Annotated in this window: 17 protein-coding genes, 1 tRNA gene and 1 pseudogene; 11 read left to right on the top strand and 8 right to left on the bottom strand. The window is 54.9% G+C overall.

What is annotated here, in order from left to right; all coding sequences use genetic code 11:
• Window positions 1-420 precede the first annotated feature (420 nt).
• The 3 genes from GG681_RS17160 (at window position 421) to GG681_RS17150 (ending at window position 3,531) form a co-directional block, all read left to right on the top strand.
• A complete protein-coding gene (locus GG681_RS17160; protein WP_153549266.1) occupies window positions 421-1,821 on the top strand; it encodes a DUF4856 domain-containing protein in 1,401 nt (466 codons plus the stop codon).
• 89 nt (window positions 1,822-1,910) lie between these two features.
• Window positions 1,911-2,903 carry a sterol desaturase family protein gene (locus GG681_RS17155; protein ID WP_153549265.1) on the top strand — a complete coding sequence of 331 codons (993 nt, stop codon included), beginning with the start codon at window positions 1,911-1,913 and terminating at the stop codon, window positions 2,901-2,903.
• Window positions 2,904-3,048: 145 nt separating this feature from the next.
• Window positions 3,049-3,531, top strand: coding sequence for an acyloxyacyl hydrolase (locus tag GG681_RS17150; RefSeq protein WP_194287219.1), 483 nt, complete (start codon window positions 3,049-3,051; stop codon window positions 3,529-3,531).
• A 47-nt stretch (window positions 3,532-3,578) separates the two neighbouring features.
• On the opposite strand, the gene GG681_RS17145 is transcribed toward GG681_RS17150, so the two are convergent.
• From GG681_RS17145 to GG681_RS17115, 7 genes are read right to left on the bottom strand one after another with little or no spacing between them, the layout of a single operon-like run.
• Window positions 3,579-4,508, bottom strand: coding sequence for an AEC family transporter (locus GG681_RS17145; protein ID WP_153549263.1), 930 nt, complete (start codon window positions 4,506-4,508; stop codon window positions 3,579-3,581).
• A 25-nt stretch (window positions 4,509-4,533) separates the two neighbouring features.
• Window positions 4,534-5,331 carry an MBL fold metallo-hydrolase gene (locus tag GG681_RS17140; protein WP_153549262.1) on the bottom strand — a complete coding sequence of 266 codons (798 nt, stop codon included), beginning with the start codon at window positions 5,329-5,331 and terminating at the stop codon, window positions 4,534-4,536.
• Entirely contained in the window at window positions 5,331-6,137 is an 807-nt protein-coding gene (locus tag GG681_RS17135) for a TatD family hydrolase (RefSeq protein ID WP_153549261.1), read from the bottom strand. Before GG681_RS17135 ends, GG681_RS17140 begins: the two co-directional genes overlap by 1 nt.
• A gap of 32 nt (window positions 6,138-6,169) precedes the next feature.
• Entirely contained in the window at window positions 6,170-7,303 is a 1,134-nt protein-coding gene (locus GG681_RS17130; protein WP_153549260.1) for a DNA polymerase III subunit delta', read from the bottom strand.
• Window positions 7,300-7,938, bottom strand: a complete 639-nt coding sequence (gene tmk / locus GG681_RS17125) for a dTMP kinase (protein ID WP_328593435.1) — start codon at window positions 7,936-7,938, stop codon at window positions 7,300-7,302. The genes GG681_RS17130 and tmk overlap by 4 nt, the downstream gene beginning before the upstream one ends.
• Window positions 7,935-9,134, bottom strand: coding sequence for a D-alanyl-D-alanine carboxypeptidase family protein (locus tag GG681_RS17120; RefSeq protein WP_153549259.1), 1,200 nt, complete (start codon window positions 9,132-9,134; stop codon window positions 7,935-7,937). Before GG681_RS17120 ends, tmk begins: the two co-directional genes overlap by 4 nt.
• A 22-nt stretch (window positions 9,135-9,156) precedes the next feature.
• Entirely contained in the window at window positions 9,157-10,074 is a 918-nt protein-coding gene (locus GG681_RS17115; protein WP_153549258.1) for an SPOR domain-containing protein, read from the bottom strand.
• Window positions 10,075-10,310: 236 nt separating this feature from the next.
• Here GG681_RS17115 and GG681_RS17110 point away from each other — a divergent pair.
• Window positions 10,311-10,400: transfer RNA gene (locus GG681_RS17110), tRNA-Ser, on the top strand.
• Between the two features lie 510 nt (window positions 10,401-10,910).
• Here GG681_RS17110 and GG681_RS18125 read toward each other — a convergent pair.
• A pseudogene (locus tag GG681_RS18125) lies at window positions 10,911-11,984 on the bottom strand (recombinase family protein); the annotation flags it as partial.
• 437 nt (window positions 11,985-12,421) lie between these two features.
• On the opposite strand from GG681_RS18125, the gene GG681_RS17090 reads away from it, so the two are divergent.
• The 7 genes from GG681_RS17090 to GG681_RS17060 all read left to right on the top strand — a co-directional run bounded on the left by GG681_RS17090 (window position 12,422) and on the right by GG681_RS17060 (window position 18,639).
• On the top strand, window positions 12,422-12,634 hold the full coding sequence (locus GG681_RS17090) for a hypothetical protein (protein WP_153549256.1): 213 nt from the start codon (window positions 12,422-12,424) through the stop codon (window positions 12,632-12,634).
• Window positions 12,631-14,205: a recombinase family protein gene (locus GG681_RS17085; protein WP_153549255.1), complete on the top strand. Its 1,575-nt coding sequence runs from the start codon at window positions 12,631-12,633 to the stop codon at window positions 14,203-14,205. Before GG681_RS17090 ends, GG681_RS17085 begins: the two co-directional genes overlap by 4 nt.
• A gap of 143 nt (window positions 14,206-14,348) precedes the next feature.
• On the top strand, window positions 14,349-14,726 hold the full coding sequence (locus tag GG681_RS17080; RefSeq protein ID WP_153549254.1) for a hypothetical protein: 378 nt from the start codon (window positions 14,349-14,351) through the stop codon (window positions 14,724-14,726).
• A gap of 80 nt (window positions 14,727-14,806) precedes the next feature.
• Window positions 14,807-15,226 carry a hypothetical protein gene (locus tag GG681_RS17075; RefSeq protein ID WP_153549253.1) on the top strand — a complete coding sequence of 140 codons (420 nt, stop codon included), beginning with the start codon at window positions 14,807-14,809 and terminating at the stop codon, window positions 15,224-15,226.
• Window positions 15,227-15,338: 112 nt separating this feature from the next.
• Entirely contained in the window at window positions 15,339-15,695 is a 357-nt protein-coding gene (locus GG681_RS18120) for a recombinase family protein (protein WP_153549252.1), read from the top strand.
• Window positions 15,696-15,895: 200 nt separating this feature from the next.
• A complete protein-coding gene (locus GG681_RS17065; RefSeq protein WP_153549251.1) occupies window positions 15,896-17,464 on the top strand; it encodes a type I restriction-modification system subunit M in 1,569 nt (522 codons plus the stop codon).
• The gene (locus GG681_RS17060) at window positions 17,461-18,639 is read left to right on the top strand and encodes a restriction endonuclease subunit S (protein WP_153549250.1); all 1,179 of its coding nucleotides are present in this window, start codon (window positions 17,461-17,463) and stop codon (window positions 18,637-18,639) included. Before GG681_RS17065 ends, GG681_RS17060 begins: the two co-directional genes overlap by 4 nt.
• The last annotated feature ends 1 nt before the right edge of the window (window position 18,640 follow it).

Genomic DNA, 18,640 nt, shown 5'->3' with positions numbered 1-18,640 from the left:
CTCGTCAGGCTCATAACCTGAAGGTCGTAGGTTCAAATCCTACTCCCGCAACCAAATAAAATACCCACACAAAAAAAACAAACCCGCTAAGCAAGCGAGCCGTCTTGCATTCCGCAGGTTGAAAAATACAAAAAACGGGCAAAGAACAACTGCGCTAGCCGTCAATGTGACGGTGAATGAGCACTTGTTTGCGAGCCTGCGCCACATCCACAGATTACGCACCACCCCGCCCAAACATCGCCCCGTAGCTCATGGTTGAATGGCGTAAAGCTTCGCTTATGGGTAATTCGATCATAAATATGACGCATTCCAGCTAAACCTAGTGTTTTACTCGGAAAAGCGCTTGACAGAGGCCCCCAAAACGCACGAGGTTCCCTTCGAAAAAAGTTGACAGTTTAACTTGGGAACGGGGGAAGCATAATGCTCAAATCCAAATTGAAATTCACCACCGCTCTGGTTGTTGCATGCATCGCGTCAGGGGCTGCGGTTGCCGAGACCACCTATGGTCCTTTTCCGATCACGGTAAAAGGGTACGAAGGCGACAAAACCAATTCCGTATCCTACTCTGGTCAGGCCGCGCGCCATGTGCTGCACGACAGTCTGAAGAAACTGGCGGGCAAGGGCGACGGTGGGGCCAATGCTGCGGAACTCGAAGCGTTGATGCTGTCTTACTTTGATGGTTCCGACACAGATCTTGAAATCATCGCGCCAACCTCCAAGGACGGCTACCCGGTGAAACAGGCCACTGTGAACGAGATCTCCAAAGGCAAAAACATCTCTGGCAAATTCTACAAAGGCGCAATGCCTGCGTGGCCTGGCAACAAGAACGGTGTTGATGTTGCCCGTGAGTTCATCACCTACGCTGCCGCGTCTACCAAAGGCTATGACGCCGAAAACGGGTATGACTGGGGCCAGTTGATCTCCAAATTCACCCTGGGTGGGATGGCCTACAATCAGGCGGTTGATAACTACCTCGACGAAAAGCTGGAAGCGGACAATAAGCCTAACAACAAGCCTTATAAAGACGGGGCATATTACACCGGGAAAGAGCATTCCTGGGATGAGGCGTTCGGCTACTTCGGTGCGGCTGCACACTCGGTGAACCTCACTGCCGCGCAAAACTACGCAGTGGCAAAAGGCAAAGACCTGGCCGCTGCTGATGCAAATGGTGATGGTGTTGTTGACCTGAAGTCCGAGTATGTATTTGGCCCGGCTTACTACGCTGCTGGCGCCGACAAAGGTGGTTCTAAGTCCACCAACTACATGGAAACCATCTTTACCGCTTTTTACGATGGTCGTGCGCTGATCACCTCTGCCAAAGGTGAAGCGTTGACGAATGCGCAGCGCGCTGAGCTGAAAGCCTATGCCGACGTGATCGAAAGCAACTGGGAGAAGGTGATTGCGGAAGCCACCTTCAAATATGCGGGATCTGTTTACAAAGACATCTCCAAGATCCAGTCCGGCGAAGACAAAGAGAAAGTGCTGCGCAACTACGCCAAGCACTGGGGTGAGCTGAAAGGCTTCTCCATGGCGCTGCAGAGCGGTAAAAATAACCTCGGTGCAACCGCTCTGGATCTGAACTGGCTGATCGGCTTTGGCCCGGCAATGCCCGATGGCAAAATGGTGTCTGACATTGACGCAGACGGCAATTTTGTTCGCGGTCGTGACATGACCCTGACCGAGTATCAGCACAACATGCTGAAAGTTCAGAAGATCCTGATTGATCAGTTCGGCATCAAGGGTCGCGCCAATGACGCAACCGCAGAACTGCAGGCGATTGCTGACAAGCTTGGCATCACCGAGGCCGCCGAAACCGACTAATCGGTTTGAACGGATCTGAATTTATGGTCGGGCGGTGCGTTAGGCATCGCCCGACTATGTTTTAAGCCGGATGTGCACGGGGGGCTGTTTTGGAAATTTTTGAATATATCCCAACGCTGTTTTTGGATTTCGTGAACCCCAAAAAACGGGTGTTCTGGGGCTACCTGCTGCTCACCATTGTGTTGGCGCTTCTTTGGCTTGTCTGTGTGCGTCGGCGCAAATTGGGCGTTGCTTTGTCTGAGATCTTTGATCGCAAGGTGTTTTTTTCAGCCTCGGCCAGGGCAGACTATAAGATTTTTCTTATCAACCGTGTTTTCACGCTGTTTGTGTCGCCGCTTCTGATCAGCCAGCTGGCCGTTGCTACGGCGCTGTTTTACGCGCTGCATTCGGTCGAGTTTCTCCAAAAAGGATTGTTTGCGAGCAGTCCAGTTGCGTTGATTGTGGGGCTGTTTACCCTGACGATTTTTATGGTGGACGATTATACCAAATTTCTGCTGCACCGCTGGATGCATGTCTGGCCGCTTTTATGGTCGATCCACAAAGTGCATCATTCCGCAGAAACCATGACGCCGATCACAGTCTACCGGGTGCATCCGCTTGAAGGTATTCTCTATGCGATGCGCAGCGCTGTGGCACAAGGGGTCACCATGGCGGTGTTTCTCTTCTTCTTTGGGGAGGCCATCGATCTGGTGACGGTTGTGGGCGTCAACGTGCTGTCCTTTGTGTTTCATGTGACGGGCTCTAACCTGCGCCATTCTCACATCAGCATCCGCTATTGGGCCTGGCTGGAACATCTGCTGATTTCACCGGCGCAACATCAGGTGCATCATTCCATCGCGCGCCGCCATCACGATAAGAACTTCGGCGTAGCACTGGCGGTCTGGGATTGGCTGTATGGCTCGCTCCATCTGTCAGAAAAAGACCAAAAGCTCACCTATGGTTTGCAGCCAGATGAAGCCAGCGCATCAAACATCGTTGATATTTACAAACGCCCTTTTATCGATATGGGAAAGGTGATCATGCGTCGGATCAATCGTGCCCGACGTTATTTCAGTCGCACGCCAAGCCCGAGCGGCAAATAGAGACACGCAGCCCCCACAGTGAGCCTCAGAGGGGGGGCATTGCTACCCATTTCTCATGTGCCAGATCTAGCGCGACACGGGTTAAGTTCAAGAATTGACCCAATTTTGCGCGCATGTGACACTTTTTGTCATGGATGGGGATATGTTGAAAACAATCGCCGTGGCTGTGTTTTTAGGACAGGCTGCGAGCGCGGGAGAATTGGTTTTAGGAATCGGTGGGGATGATCTGCTCGACAAGGAGGGCCGTGAAAGTATTGCCTTCTTATTTGAGTATCACACTGAGCCTTTTTACGAAGGGCGCATTCTAAATCTCTCCCTGATGGGGGTGGTTCAGGTGGATAAGGACAACGATACCTTTGCGGGTTTTGGTGTCCACAACCGGACCAACTTCGGCCAACAACAGCGCTATTTCTGGGAGGCAAGCCTGGCCGTCGGTCATTACGATGTGGGTGGAACGTCTACTGACCACCATGATGGCACACTGTTTCGCAGCTCGCTTGGGCTGGGGGTGCATCTGTCAGAGCGTGATCGATTGTCGGTGACGCTGGACCATCTGCTGGATCTGGATATGAAAAATAAGCGCCCCGGCAGCGAGACAATTATGCTGCGCTACGGGGTGGATTTTTAGCGGCTGCGTTGCTTCAAAGTGGGAGCAGACCAAGCCTCGTGATCAGCTCACAACACGCTTATCCACATCCAAACGGTAAGCGCCGAAAGCCCGGTCGCCAGCAGCACAGCAGAGGCCGCAACCCGTTTGGCGCAGCCGTACATATTGGCAAAGATGTAGCCGTTAATACCTGTGGCCATTGCCGCATTCATCACACCCGATCGCAGCAATGTCGCATCCAACCCTTGCAGGCTGCCAAGGCTCATCACGATCAAAGGATGCACCAAAAGGCTCAGCGCGCAGACATAAAGGATCACCCGCATATCACCTTCGGGGCGGTATTGGGTCAACACGCCGCCGAGCGCAAACAGCGCTGCGGGGAGTGCTGCGCGCGTCAGCAGCGATAGCGCTTCATCAAACACCGCAGGGATCACGACGCCTGATAGATTCACCACAAATCCAAGCGCGATCCCAACAATCAGTGCGTTTTTGAACATCGCCGTCAGCACACGTTTAATGGTCTGGAACAATCCCGCGCCCTGATTGCGGACAATTTCCATCACGGTGATGCCGATGCCGTAACAAAACGGCGAATGAAACGCGATGATCATGTAGTTACCCGCCAGGGCATCCACGCCAAAGGCGCGTTCGGTAATGGGCAGGCCGAGCAGGACAGAATTGGAAAACAGGCAACAAAATCCAATTGCTGTGGCATCCGTCCAGGGGCGACCAAACAGGATCTTTGCGCCAAACAACCCGAGCAGAAAACAACTGAACGCGCCGATGTAAAAACTGCTGAGCAGCGGCAGCGAAAACCCTTGCGACAGGTCTAGGTGCGCAATGGCTCCAAACAGCAGGCAAGGGATTGCAAACTTCTGGGTGAAGGCCATCAGCCCATCAATATGGCTTTGCTGAAACATGCCCGCACGGGTGGTTGCATAGCCTGCACCGACCACCAGAAACACCGGCGCAATCACATTGATCAGCGTGCTCAGCATGGCTTACCCTTTTGAATTTCTGCGGTTAGACAGCGTAGCGGATTACCATACCATCATAGGCCGGCGTAATATGATCCGCGGTTTCATCCTGCAGCGTGGCATAGTCGAGATCATTGTGAAGATTGGTCAGAACGGCGCGGCGTGGCTGCATCCGTTCAATCCAGTTCAGCGCATCCTGCAGGCAGAAATGGGTGGGATGGGGATCGCGACGCAGCGCATCAATCACCCAGCAATCCAGCCCCTCAAGTTCCGGCAGTGCCGCATCCGGGATGCTTGAGACATCGGGCAGATAGGCAAGATCATTGATCCGGAACCCCAGCGCATCAATAGAGCCATGTGCGACGCGAAACGGGCGCAGGGTGATTGTGCCGCCGGGGCCATCAATTTCAACCGGTCCATCAATTGCGTGCAGATCCAGAATAGGCGGGTAGGGCGATCCCTCAGGCTGAACAAACGCATAGCCAAAACGTGACAGCAGCGCGTTTTGCGTGTCGCCGTCAGCGTAAACCTTAACCCGGTCACGCATGTTAAAGACAATCATACGCAGATCATCGATGCCATGCACGTGATCGGCATGGGCATGGGTGTAGACAACCCCATCCAGGCGCGCGGTCGACGTGTCGAGCAGCTGGCTACGCATATCGGGTGAAGTATCAATCAGCACGCTGGTGGTGCCATCTTTGCCTTCACGCTCGACCAGCATTGAACAGCGGCGCCGGGTGTTTTTGGGGTTTGCTGGATCACATGCTCCCCAAAGCCCGCCAAGACGCGGAACGCCCCCCGAAGAGCCACAGCCCAATATGGTGAAACGTAACTCTGCCATCAGGCGGCCGCCTTGTTGTAATCGGCGGCCTTCCAGAACAGGCGATCAAAATTTGCTTCGGTCTGGGCGGCAAATTCAGCGTAATCCATGCCAAAGGCCTCAGCTGCGATTTTGGCGGTTAGCGCGGTATAGGCCGGTTCATTGCGTTTGCCGCGATGGGGCGGCGGCGCAAGATAGGGGCTGTCGGTCTCCACCAGAATACGATCACGCGGCGCTGCGGCAAAGATTTCCCGCAGTTCGCGGCTTTTGGGGAAGGCGGCAATGCCCGACATCGACAGATAACAGCCCATTTCCACCGAGGCGCGGGCCAGTTCAGCCGAAGATGAGAAACAATGCATCACGCAGGTATAGGCACCCTTGGCCATTTCATCACCCAGAATGCGCGCCATGTCATCATCGGCGGCACGGGAATGAATGATCAACGGCAGGCCGGTTTCGCGCGCCGCCTCAATATGGATATGGAGCGAGCGTTTCTGCACTTCGGCGCTTTCGCCGGTGTAGTGATAATCAAGCCCGGTTTCACCGATGCCAACAAACTTGGGATGTTTCGCAAGCGCCACCAGTTCTTCGACGGTGGCCATGGGTTCATCTGCAACGCTCATCGGGTGGGTGCCCGCGGCGTAAAACACCGGCGCATGTGCTTCGGCGATGGCGCGGACCGAAGGTTCATTGCGCAGCTTGGTGCAGATTGTCACCATCCGTGCAACGCCCGCATCTTTGGCGTTTTGGATCACCTGATCGAGCTGGCCTTCAAAGTCCGGAAAATCCAGATGGCAGTGGCTATCGGTGATATGCGGGTGCGTCATGGGGGCCTCAGGAATGTTAGGCGTCTGCAGATCTATTGCGACGCGCAGTCTTGCATCTTGAAAACCGTATCTAGGACAAGCGCGGCCGGGTCAAGGTTCACCGCCTGGCCGTGACGTACGCGCGCAGAAGCTGTTGCGGCGAGGTCGGCCCAAGCGCGGGCTTTGTGTGCATTTGGCGACAGGCGTTGCAACACCTCTGCCTCGCCCTGGGCCGCTTCGGGTAGGGGAGGGTGGCCAATGGCCCCAGTGCGCGCAAGACGTGCAAGGCTTGTTTCAATCAGTGTCAGCAGCAGTTCAAACTTTTCACCAGCGCCGGGTTGCGCACAGGCCTCTGCGAGCTTGAGTGCGCGCGGACGATCAAGGCGCGGCAGCGATGCAAGCACCTGCATCCATTCGGCATATATCTCCAGACCACCCAGCGACAACAGTCGCATGGCTTGGCCAACGGAGCCCTGCGCCAGCGCGTTCAGATGATCGGGGTTTTGCGGAAGACTTGCGCCTGCCTGTGCAAGCGCTGCCTGCATATCTTCGCCAGACAGGGGCGACAGCCGCAATGTGCGGCAGCGTGATCGGATCGTGGGCAACAGGCGCGAAGGCTGATGCGACAGCAGCAGCAGCGTGGTGCGCGCAGGCGGCTCTTCCAGCATCTTCAACAATGCGTTTGCTGCGCTGATGTTCATGTCATCTGCGGCATCCACAATCACCACACGACGCCCACCATCGGTGGCTGAAAGACCAAAGAAGCGGTTCAGCGCGCGAATATCATCCACCACGATCTGATCGCGCAATTTCTCGCGATCATTGTAGCTGCGGGTGATGGCTGCAAGGCCCGGTTCTGCAAGTGCCTGAATGCGATGGGCAACCGGGTGCTCGGGGTCAATATCAAGCGTGCTAGGCGGGGGCGGTGCACCAAACAGGCCATCCTCGGCAGGGGGTGTCGCCAGCAAAAAACGGGCAATGCGCCAGGCCAATGTGGCCTTGCCCACACCCTGCGGCCCCATCAACAGCCAGCCGTGATGCAGCCGGTCTGATGTATAGGCTTGCAGGAAATCCCGCTCAGCCACGTCTTGACCAAACAGGCGCGCGGTTTCGCGCGGGTGTGGCGCACCCGGAGCCTGATCAGCACGCGGAAGCGCGTCGTCTTCGTTGATCTCGCGCGATCTCATGCGAGCGCCTTGAGCGTCGCTGCAAGCACTTCTTCGGCAACCTGATCGGCGCTTTGATTGCCGTTGATCACGACAAAACGATCCGAGAATTCGTCAGCCAGCGCCAGAAAGCCCGCGCGCATTTTCTGCTGCAGCTCCAGCCCCATATCTTCAAAACGTTCTTCATGACCCTGCCGTCCCTTAGCGCGGGCGAGGCCGATCTCGGGATCCATATCGAGCAGGATGGTCAGATCCGGCTCACGCCCGATCATCAGCGCATGAAGCTCATCAACCGTGGCACGCAGATCGCCGCGCGACAGGCCCTGATACATGCGGGTGCTGTCTGCAAAACGGTCACAGATCACGATCTTTCCTGCATCAACCGAAGGGGCAATAAGCCGTTCCAGATGATCACGCCGCGCGGCTGTGAACAACAAAAGTTCAGTTTCAGCGGACCAACGATCAGGATCCCCTTCCAGCACCAGCGCGCGGATTTCTTCTGCGCCTTTGGAGCCGCCGGGCTCACGGGTGAGAACAGGCTCCAGCCCACGCGCGCTGAGCGCCTCAGCCAGACGTTTGCATTGGGTGGATTTGCCGGAGCCGTCGATGCCTTCAAAGGTCAGAAACAGGCCTTGATTGGAGGGAGTGGATGTCACTGGGCTGTCTCGGGGCCATTTAAGAACTGTTTGATCAGCACATTGGCAGCAGTGGTGACACGCACCTGAAAGCCGCCAATTGCCACATCATTTTCCGCAACCAGCGGCAGGCGCATTTCTGGCAGGCCTTCGGGTTGGAAAACCAGTTCAGCGAGCTGGTCTCCTTGTTTTACCGGGGCCTGAATGGGGCCGTTATAAACAACTTCTGCGGCGAGCTCGTTGCGGTGAAGCGCGGGCAACAGCACGTCCATATCTTCAGTCGTGACGAGGCCCACGGTTTTGTTGGCCCCCATCCAAACTTCGGCCTCAGCCACCGGCGTGTTGGCTTTCACTATGGTTTTTTGGGAAAATTGGCGAAAGGACCAATTCACAACCGCCTCGCTCTCTTCGGCGCGCTGGGTGGTGGAGTTCAGTCCCGAGAGCACAAAAATCACCCGACGTCCATCCTGCTTGGCCGAGCCCACAAGGCCATATCCTGCTTCCTCAGTATGGCCGGTCTTGAGCCCATCTGCGCCAATATCAAGGCGTAGCAGCGGGTTGCGGTTGCGCGTGTTTGAAGGTGCGCGACCGTCAAAGGCAAAATCACGCTCGGCAAACATCGGATAGAATTGGGGGAAATCTTCGATCAGACGCTCGGCCAGAATAGCCAGATCACGCACCGACATACGGTGGCCTGCGGCGGGCCAGCCGTTTGAGTTGGAAAAAGTAGAATTCTCCATCCCCATATCCTGTGCACGCCGGGTCATATAGCGGGCAAAGCCGGCCTCGGTTCCATCCGGGGACAGTGCTTCGGCGATCACCACGCAGGCGTCATTGCCGGACAGAACGATAACGCCACGCAACAGATCCTCAACCCGGACGCGGTCCTGGGTGTTGAGAAACATGGTTGAGCCCTTGTAGCTCATCGCATGTTGCGAAACGGGCAGGCGTTCATCCAGGGTCAAACGGCCATCGCGCAGTGCTTCAAACGCAATATAAAGCGTCATCAGCTTTGACATAGATGCGGGCGGAAGTGGTGCGTCAGCATCTTTTGACATCAACACTGTGCCGGTGCCCTGATCGAGCACATAGGCCGCGCGCGCCTTGGTATCAAAGGCAGCCACGCTGAGCGCAGAAGTCGACAGCAGCGCGGCAGACAGAACCGTGGCAACAGCAGTCCGCAGGCCATAACGGGCAAAGGGGGTGAAGCAGTCCATGATTTATGGTCTCCCTTTGGGATCAGTTGGTGACAGCATAAGCGTCGGTAAAGCCTGTGTCGCGGACCTGTTTCAGCAATTGGCTGCGCTCGGTTTTGGTGTTGGCAGGGCCAACAACCACGCGCCAGAAAGGTTTGCCGTTGGAAGACCCTTCAAGCGTAGCGGGGATTATGCCCGCATTGCGCATAATATCTGCGGTGCGTTTTGCGTTGGCCTTTACGCTGAAAATACCGATCTGGATGAAGGGTTTTTCCAGTTTAGAACTAACAGCGGCTGGTTTTGGCTTTGGCGCGGGTTTTGCCGCGGGTTTTGGCGTAGCAGGCTTTGGCGCACTTGCCTCAATCGCGGCGGCGGCCCCTGCAATGGGATCGTCACTCAGCGGGGTGGTTTCCAAAGGTGTTGTTTCCAGCGGCGTGGTTTCAAGGGCTGAGGTTTGCAGCGCCTCAAAAGCGGCTTCTTCGCTTTGCTCTTCAACCGCTTCTTTGCGCAGTGCGGTGACGTTTACCTCAACCGGGGCACCGGCGAGCATGCCCAGCGCTTCGGCAGCATTAGAAGAAATCTGCACCCGTGGTCCGGGGATCTCACGTTCGCGGCGAAACAATGCGCCGATGACAAATTTACCGTTGGCGTTGTTGCGAATGATCACGCGCTCTGGGTCACGCGCATCCGGGTGTGCCACCCAAACACCACCAAGCGACGGACGACCATCCCAAAGACCCGCCTCAGTCACCTGAAACACATCGGGGGCTTCAACGTCATGTTCGATCAGCTCAGTACGGGTGCCGCTGCTGAAGCCGCCTGTTTCACCGGCCTCACTGCGCGCTTCTAGGAAGGGCAGATTAAAGCCGCTGCCACCCTGACAGGCGGAAAGTGTCAAGATCGCCGCCAAGGGCAGCAGAGTTCTAATACCACGTCGCATGAAAAAGGGGGCGGTCTGCATGCTGCTGTGTCCTTGCCTGAATATGTGCCTAAACTGCATTGGTCGTTTGTCCGACCGTTTTATTTGCGTTCACCATAGACAGAAGCAACCCACAAGAAAACCCTGTGCACGGGATGCACGCGTTCCTCGGCAATAATCTGTCGATGATTTTGCGGGCGTCACCCTAGTAAAGTGGATTTCAAGGTAATTTCCCGCTTGCATCAGTTTCGCACAGGCCCTAAACCCGCCCCCAGACCGGGGAGGTGGCAGAGTGGTCGAATGCGGCGGTCTTGAAAACCGTTGAACGTGAGAGCGTTCCCAGGGTTCGAATCCCTGTCTCCCCGCCACTTACGAACAAAAGTGGGAACTGTGGAAGCGATCGCTTCGCCGCTCACTATGGCTCGCTCAAATTGTGACCTGCGACCCAAAATCGTAATTTGATCTGCACCTACTTTGATCTCGTCAATGATCGCCCGAAGGAAACCCCGCTTTCCGGCTATTGATGGCTGCGCAAGGGCCTCCTGGATCCCGGAAACAAACGCTGAGACCTTTTGATGGCCGACGCGAGCTTCAGGTGCGAGTTCAGCGGCAACCTGATCCCGTTCTTTTTGGGCGCGTAGGTGATGTTCCTTCGCTGACAGGAATCTTTGCTTGAAGTCTTCTTCGGCAAGGTCCACCAACCCGTGCCGGATCATGTCATACAAGGCGTCGAGGCTCTTCTTGGCCGCTTGCACTTCGGCGTTACGAGCTGCCAGCCGCTCCGCTTGATCCTCTTCGGCTTTCTCTTGGCGTGTGCGCAATGGGTCGAGAAGTGCGTTCGCCTTCTCGGAGGTAAGCAGATCTGCTCGAACATGCTGAAGAACCAGCTCGTCAAGTGCGCCCATGGGTACACGGTGACCTTGGCAACCTGACTTACCCGTACGCATATGATTGGAACAGGAGTAGTAGCGATAGCGACCACCCTTTCCTGTTTGCGTGGTCATCCCATTGCCGCAATGCGGACACGTAACGAGACCCGTTAGGAGGACATCGCCGGTCACGACTCTCGGCGGGGTCTTCTTCGGGTTCCTGGCATCAAGGAAATCGCGCAACTGCAGGAATTCATCTTCAGATACGATTGTCGGCACTTGCAGCGGGATTTCCACACCTCCATTTTCACCGCTGCGGAACGTAAACTCGCCCGTATATGTCCGATCGGTAAGGTGGCGATGAACGCCGCTCACGCCCCATTTGTTGCCTCTTCTCGTGCGATACCCTCTTTCATTTAGCCAGCATACGATTGCCTTGATACCCATGGGCCCGGAAGACCCGTCACCCTTGAGGGCAAGATCGAACATGCGACGCACCACGCTTGCATCGCGTTCATCAATCACCAAACCTTTTTTCCGGGTCTTTCCACGCCGTTCGACTTCTACGACTTTGTACCCGAAGGGGGTGCTGCCGCCGTTCCAGTAACCTTGCAGGGCGTTTTCGTGGAGGCTGCGCCTGACATGTTTTGCTGTCTCCAGTGATTGATATTCATCGAAAATAGCCAGGATGCGTCGCATCAAATTGCCTTCAGGGCTTTCATCGGTTTGCTGAGTCAGGCTGACCACACGAACACCTCGCTTGGCCAACGATCTGATGTAGAGTTCGCCGACGACCTGATCCCGAAAAAAACGGCTGTAGGAGTGGACAGCAATAAGCTCACACTCAAGCCCGCCGTAAAGGATGGCATCGACCATGGCTTGAAAGCCTGGCCGCTTGTCGGTTGTGCCACTCTTGGCGTCTTTGAACTCACCGACGATGCTGTAAGCGCTATGCTTGCAATATGCCTTGAGCTGTTTGCGCTGATCTGGAATTGAAAGATCTTTTTGGGCCTGCTTGCCTGTCGAAACTCTCAGATAAATAACGGCGCGGCTGCCTGGTGAGGCGACAAACTGCTTTTGCACGGCAATACCCTTCCATGGAATCGCGTTCGAGGCGAAAAATGTGTGCTGGATCGGCTCCAACAATAGCCAGTGTACGAATCAAGGTTCAAGCGAATGTTCGCGTTTGTTCCCATTGAGCCCTTAGCGCTGGATACTTTTTCTTGGTGCATTTCAATTTGAACGCACCAAGAAAAAGCCCCAGGCTCACTGCTTCAACGCGCGCGTGCGTTGGCCGAAATCACGAGATCCGAAGAGCAAAAATCTAAAAAAAACAGCTTGTTGTGGGCCTTGAGCGGCTTGTAGCCTGAGGCCACCTAACTGGTGCACAACGGCGATGCCAATGTGTCCATCTCTTGAGCAGGGTTCTTCCTGCACTGGGGCCTGCCGATCGGTCGGTCTCATTAGTCAACTGCGAACCGGCTTCGGCTGGAACGCCAAAGCTATGGAGATGAGACACAATGTCTGAATACACACATGATCTGCCGAAAGACGCGCTTTCGGCGGACGCGAGGACGCAGAAAAGCCGTTTCAGGGAAACGTCCCGGTTTTTTGTCGTGAACGAACTCAAGTCGGTTCGGTTCGTGACAGAAGAGGAGATCCGTGCGCTCGAAACCTTTTACCAAAAGGATATGAGTGATCTGCTGAATGACAAGAAGGGGGGACGTAAATGAGTTATCCCTTCGGCCAAGACTTCCCTGGTACCCAGCTTAACGCGATCCTTTACGCCAGAGTGTCATCAGCCGAGCAGGCTAAATCGGATCTATCCATTCCTGATCAGATGGAGAGCATGCGAAAACACTGTCGACAGGCGGGGATCACTGTCGCGCATGAGTTCTCTGATGCCCGTTCTGGACGTTCATTGGATAGGCGTTCTCTGGGAGAGATATTGGACATAATCAAGTCCGGCACTGTGACAATCAATCAGCTGATCGTGCATTCCTTCAGTCGTTTGGCACGGGAATCCTACGAAGCTGAATGGCTTTGGCGAGAGCTGGAAAAACTCGGTGTGCAGATCGTCAGCATCACGCAGCCCATCGAAGATTCACCTACAGGTGGCCTGCTACGCCAAATGATCAATGTGTTCGATGAGTATACATCGAACGAAATCGCCAAGCATGTCACGAGAACTATGAAGTTCAACGCCGAGCACGGCTTCTGGAACGGGGGTTTGCCGCCCTTTGGCTACGTCGCGGCTGTCGCCGGTATGCGGGGGAAGAAGGTAAAGAAAAAACTGGCGGTAGACCCTAACGAAGCTGAGGACGTGCGGCTGATCTTCACATTATATCTCGACGGTGACGGCAAAACCGGCCCCATGGGCGTCAAGAAAGTAGCGCAATGGATGAACTCTCATGGTCATTCTCGGAGAGGGAGGAACTGGACCACGGGTCAACTTCACCGGCTCCTGACCGATGCAGTATATGTAGGGGATTACCTCTTTGGGAAGAAGAAGCCAAAGGATTCACAGGTCATCGTGAAGGTGCCAGCGATTATAGATGCTCCTACCTTCGACAGGGTCCAAGCGCGACTGCGCGAACACCATCCAATCCTTAAGGCCCCCCGACAAGTCAGTAGCCCGGTTCTGCTCACCGGCACAGCCCGCTGTGGCCACTGCGGTGGCGGCATGGTTTTGGCGACTGGAAAGAGTAACCGGTATCGATACTACACCTGCAGCAATCACAAGCGAAAAGGCAAATCTGTGTGCCAGGGACAAAATGTACCGATGGAGGAACTCGACAACATCGTGACTGATGCGCTGATCCTGGCACTCGATGATACCGAGCGAAGCCAAGCTGTGCTCGAGGCGCTGAATCAGCGGATGGATGCTCGGGACGTTGACGAAAAGTCACGAACAGCCGAGCTTCGGCGCGTTCTGAAAGACAAAGAACAGGCTGTGACTCGCCTTTTTCAGGGTGTCGAGAAGGGGCTGTTCGACCTCGACGACGAACTGTTCCAGGTGCAATACCAAACCGCCCGTTCAGAGCGGGATATTATAAAAGCTAAGATCGAGGCCCTGACCCGAAACCGGAGTATGCGCATGCAGATGTCCCCGGAGAAGGTGGCCCAGTTTGGCCACTTCCTCAGCGAGGTGCTGTTGGCCGGTCCCGTTGGTTTTCGAAAAAGATACATCCAAGCGTTTCTGGACAGTGTTGTGGTAAAAGATCGCGTGATCAACATCATTGCTCGTGAAAACAGCGCGCGGATCAGCATCGACTGCGGCAAAAGCCCGGAAAAGCTGATGTGAGATGATCGAACCTTAAGGGGTTTTGTTGTGAACCCCATGAAGGTTTCGCTCAATCACATCCTTATGGCGCCAGAAAGGAGAGAGACAGCGCTCTTGATAGAAGGCCACCAGCTGTTGGTGTGCCATAGGCACAGGAGAAATTTATGTGCTCAACCATTCCTCGTTCCCTCGTTGAACTCCAGGAGTATGCCCGCTTTCACTATGAGGGTCTTCAGAATGCAGCGCTTTTGCTTGCGGGGCCGTTTGCCCTCAAGCGTGTTCAATCGCTGTTGGACGATATCCTCAGTTCCCGAACAATCACTCGGCGGCTGCAGGTGGGCATCGTCGATATTCACAAGCTGCTGTCGCTTTATCATGCGCACGATCCCGATCGTATTGAAGCCGCGTATTTTGCTGAGATCGATTTTTGCGACCCCTTCATCGAAGATATCTGCCTGTTGACCGAGGCACTTACGGATATTCTCTATCGGCTCGAACTCGATCCCGGTCAGCCTTTGGCTGATTACCTGATGGTTGCCTGACGCAGGCGCGGGCCAGCTGCAATTTCGGCTGGCTTCTTGAGGGCAGGTCTTACGCCTGACCAATTGCGAAAGGAGTATCTATGTTCGAGCAAACTTTGGAAGAATTGGCATTCAATTGCCTGCGTGTCGGTCGGCAACTCGCCAATGCCTGTGAGCAGGCCGACATATCAGTCCCGGACGAAATGGTTCGGGACTTTCATCATCTGATGGAACGTCTCCACGAAGGTGAGATCCTGTGTATCAAGGAGCTTCAGTCACTCGAAGAGCTTTGTGTTCTGATCCGAGATGCTATGAACCGGCTGCGGCCCGGGTTTGGTGACCAGGAGTTCTCCCGCTTTTCGGATGCACATGACATCATGGACCGTGAGCTGAGGCACCTGCATCATGCGATGGTCTGCTATGTAGAGTTGGTCTACCAGCACAGCCTGGTACAGGATCGACTGACAGCCATTCGTTGGATGCGCTTCAAAGAAAGACAGGCGCGTTCGTCTGTCAACTGACTGGCCCATCCTGTCCAATAGGCAGTGATTCAACAAAACCCCCTCTTGAAGCCTGTGGTCCCGGAAACACGGCCACCTGCGTCAAGATGTTTGCAACAGATGAGGTACATATATGTCAGACGAAATTCGTTACGCTGTAATCTACGCACGATCGGCCACCGAAAACCCTGCTGGTATCCAGGCTCAAATTTCGGAGTGTAAAGACAGAGCCGATGGTTCTGGGCTCCAGGTTGAGAGAATTTTTCAAGACATAGGAAGCGGCGTAGAAGGCGACCGACCTGGCCTCCAGAGCATGATGGATTTCCTGAAGTCACGGCAAGACCAGAAGATGGTCGTAGTCACTGCTGGGCTCAGCAGAATTGCACGATGCGATGATCTGAGCCGGAAAATACGAGCTGAATTCGCCAACAGGAACGCAGTGTGTTGGTATGTTAATGCTCACATCGATCAGCAGAATCTGATCGATTAGTTTCAGGGCTTTTTCGATCACTTCAATTCAGAGCCGACTGCCTTCAGGCGACCCAGGAAACCGCAAGGTAAAAACAGTCTAAGTGACCTGCCCAGGGCCCAACCTGGGCTGGCCCTCCAGGTCTGCACAGTCCCTGATTGCGAATGGCTGCCCCTGCCAATAGCTTGGGCGCCAACAAGAAATAGAGAAAACGTGATTCCATGCTGACAGGCGCCATCCGCACTCAAATCGACCAAATCTGGAACGCCTTCTGGTCCGGAGGCGTGTCCAACCCGCTCTCTGTGATCGAACAGCTGACCTTCCTGTTGTTCATCAAACGCTTGGACGAGCTTCATACCCGCGAGGAAAGCAAGGCAGAGACACTTGGTGTCGAGATGGAGCGCAGGATTTTTCCGGAAGGGACATTCAAGTACAAACTGACGGATGATCCGGATCTGGATGACTACGAAGACCGACCGTACGACCATCTGCGTTGGTCCCGGTTCAAGAACTTCGAGTCCCGCGAGATGTTCCGGATCGTGGACAAACATGTTTTTCCCTTCATGGGCTCGCTTGGCCAAAAGGGGTCTTCTTTTGCCGCCCACATGGAAGGGGCGCGCCTGGGTATTCCCAGTCCGAACCTCCTCGACAAGGTGGTCCGGATGCTCGACGAGATCGACATGGACGACCGCGACACCAAGGGTGACGTCTATGAATACATGCTCGGCAAGATCGCCAGTGCCGGGCAGAATGGACAGTTCCGTACGCCGCGCCACATCATCCAGCTGATGGTTCACCTGATGGCGCCAAAGCCTGAGGATGTCATTTGTGACCCGGCGGCGGGTACTTGCGGATTCCTGGTGGCGGCGGGTGAATACCTGCGGGATACCTATCCTCAGATGCTGCGAAACAAGGAACAGCGCGCGCATTTCCACAACGGCATGTTCCATGGTTTCGACTTTGACACCACAATGCTGCGGATTGGGGCGATGAACATGACCCTGCACGGGGTCGACAATCCGGATGTGTCTTACCGGGACAGCCTGGCCGAGGAGCAGGGCAGCGACAAGGAAGCCTATTCGCTGATCCTGGCAAACCCGCCATTCGCGGGCTCGCTGGACTACGACACCACCGCCAAGGATCTTTTGAAGGTGGTGAAGACCAAGAAGACCGAATTGCTGTTTGTGGCGCTCTTCCTGCGGCTACTACGCACCGGTGGCCGGGCCGCGGTGGTTGTGCCGGATGGCGTGCTGTTCGGCTCCTCCAAGGCTCACAAAGACATCCGCAAAATGCTGGTCGAGGATCACAAGCTCGAAGCCATCATCAAGCTACCCTCGGGCGTGTTCCGCCCCTATGCCGGGGTATCCTGTGCGATTGTGATCTTCACCAAGACCACCGTCGGCGGTACGGAAAACGTCTGGTTCTACGACATGGCGGCAGATGGATTCAGCTTGGACGACAAGCGCATACCGCTGTTGGATGACGACAAGCTGGGCGTTCAGGCGCAGCTGTCAGAAGATGAGCACACCAAGAACAACCTGCCGGACATTCTGGCACGATGGGAAAACTTGGATGGCGAGGCAGAGCGTCCCCGTACGGCACAGAGTTTCCTGGTGCCCAAAGAGGATATCATTGCCACCGGCAGCTGGGATCTGAGCCTCAACCGCTACAAAGAGATCGAGCACGAAGAGGTCGAACATGAGGCTCCTGCCGAGATCATCGCCGAACTGCGGAAAATCGAAAAAGAAATTGAAGAGGGGTTGGACGCGCTTGAGGGGATGCTTGGATGAGTGTTCCCAATGTTTCATTAGGCGAAATCAGCACGATAAATCCCAAAGGTCCTGCTCGCGGTGAAATTGGCAGAGACGAAGTACTGGACTTCGTCCCCATGGCCGCTGTTTCCGAGAAGGGACATATGGATGTCACTGAAAGCCGCGCATACTCCGATGTCAGCAAAGGGTTCACAGCTTTCAAAAGGGGTGATGTGCTCGTCGCTAAAATCACGCCCTGTTATGAAAACAACAAAATTGCCAAGTCGACGATTGAAACGAGCTATGGCTTCGGCTCCACAGAATTCCACGTTATTAGAACGAACACTGAAGCCCTTGATCCCGACTATCTGACACATTTTTTGCGCCAGGATTACATTCGTACAGCCGGCGAACGGCGAATGACTGGAAGCGGAGGGCAAAGAAGGGTTCCCAAGAGTTTTCTTGAAGAACTCAAAATCCCCCTCCCGCCATTGGGGGAGCAGAAGCGGATTGCGGGGCTTCTGGATCAGGCGGACGTCCTGCGCCGCCTTCGTACCCGCGCCCTCGACAAACTCAACACCCTCGGCCACGCGATCTTTCATGAGATGAAAGAAGAGTTCAGTGAAGGCGACGAGGTAGGTTTCGAAGCCATTGCCAACATTCAAGTTGGCCACCCATTCAAAAGCAAGCTTTATGTCGAAGAGGAAGACGGTGTTCGCCTCTGCCGCGGAGCGAATGTCTTGCCCGGATATGTTGACTGGTCAAACACAGTGAAATATCGAACTAATCAGCTTTCCGGACTCGATCAATTTCAACTGTTCGAAGGTGACATTGTGTTGGCGATGGATCGCCCATGGATTTCAACCGGATTCAAAGTAGCTGTGATCGGTGAACAAGATGTTCCGAGCTATTTGGTCCAAAGGGTTGCCAGATTTCGAGCAAAGAAAACCGAGGATCGGGCCTTTTTACATACCCTTGTAAGCAGTGTTGAGTTCCAGAAACATTGCCGCCCCACGGAAACAACCGTGCCTCATATTTCCCCGGTTGAGATTAAGAATTTTCGCTTCAAGCTGCCACCACCTGAAGTCCGGAGCCAGTTCAATTCAGCATATAGAACGGCTTCGGAACAGGAGCAGCGCGGTCGTTTGCAGCTCAAGGAATTAGATTGCCTTTTTGCATCTCTGCAAAGCCGCGCATTCCGGGGAGAGCTCTGAC

The sequence above is a fragment of the Tritonibacter aquimaris genome (genome assembly GCF_009617595.1).
In the GTDB taxonomy this organism is placed as follows: Bacteria; Pseudomonadota; Alphaproteobacteria; order Rhodobacterales; family Rhodobacteraceae; genus Epibacterium; species Epibacterium aquimaris.
Note: the sequence above shows the minus strand (reverse complement) of the source record. Positions and strands in the feature narration are given on the sequence as shown.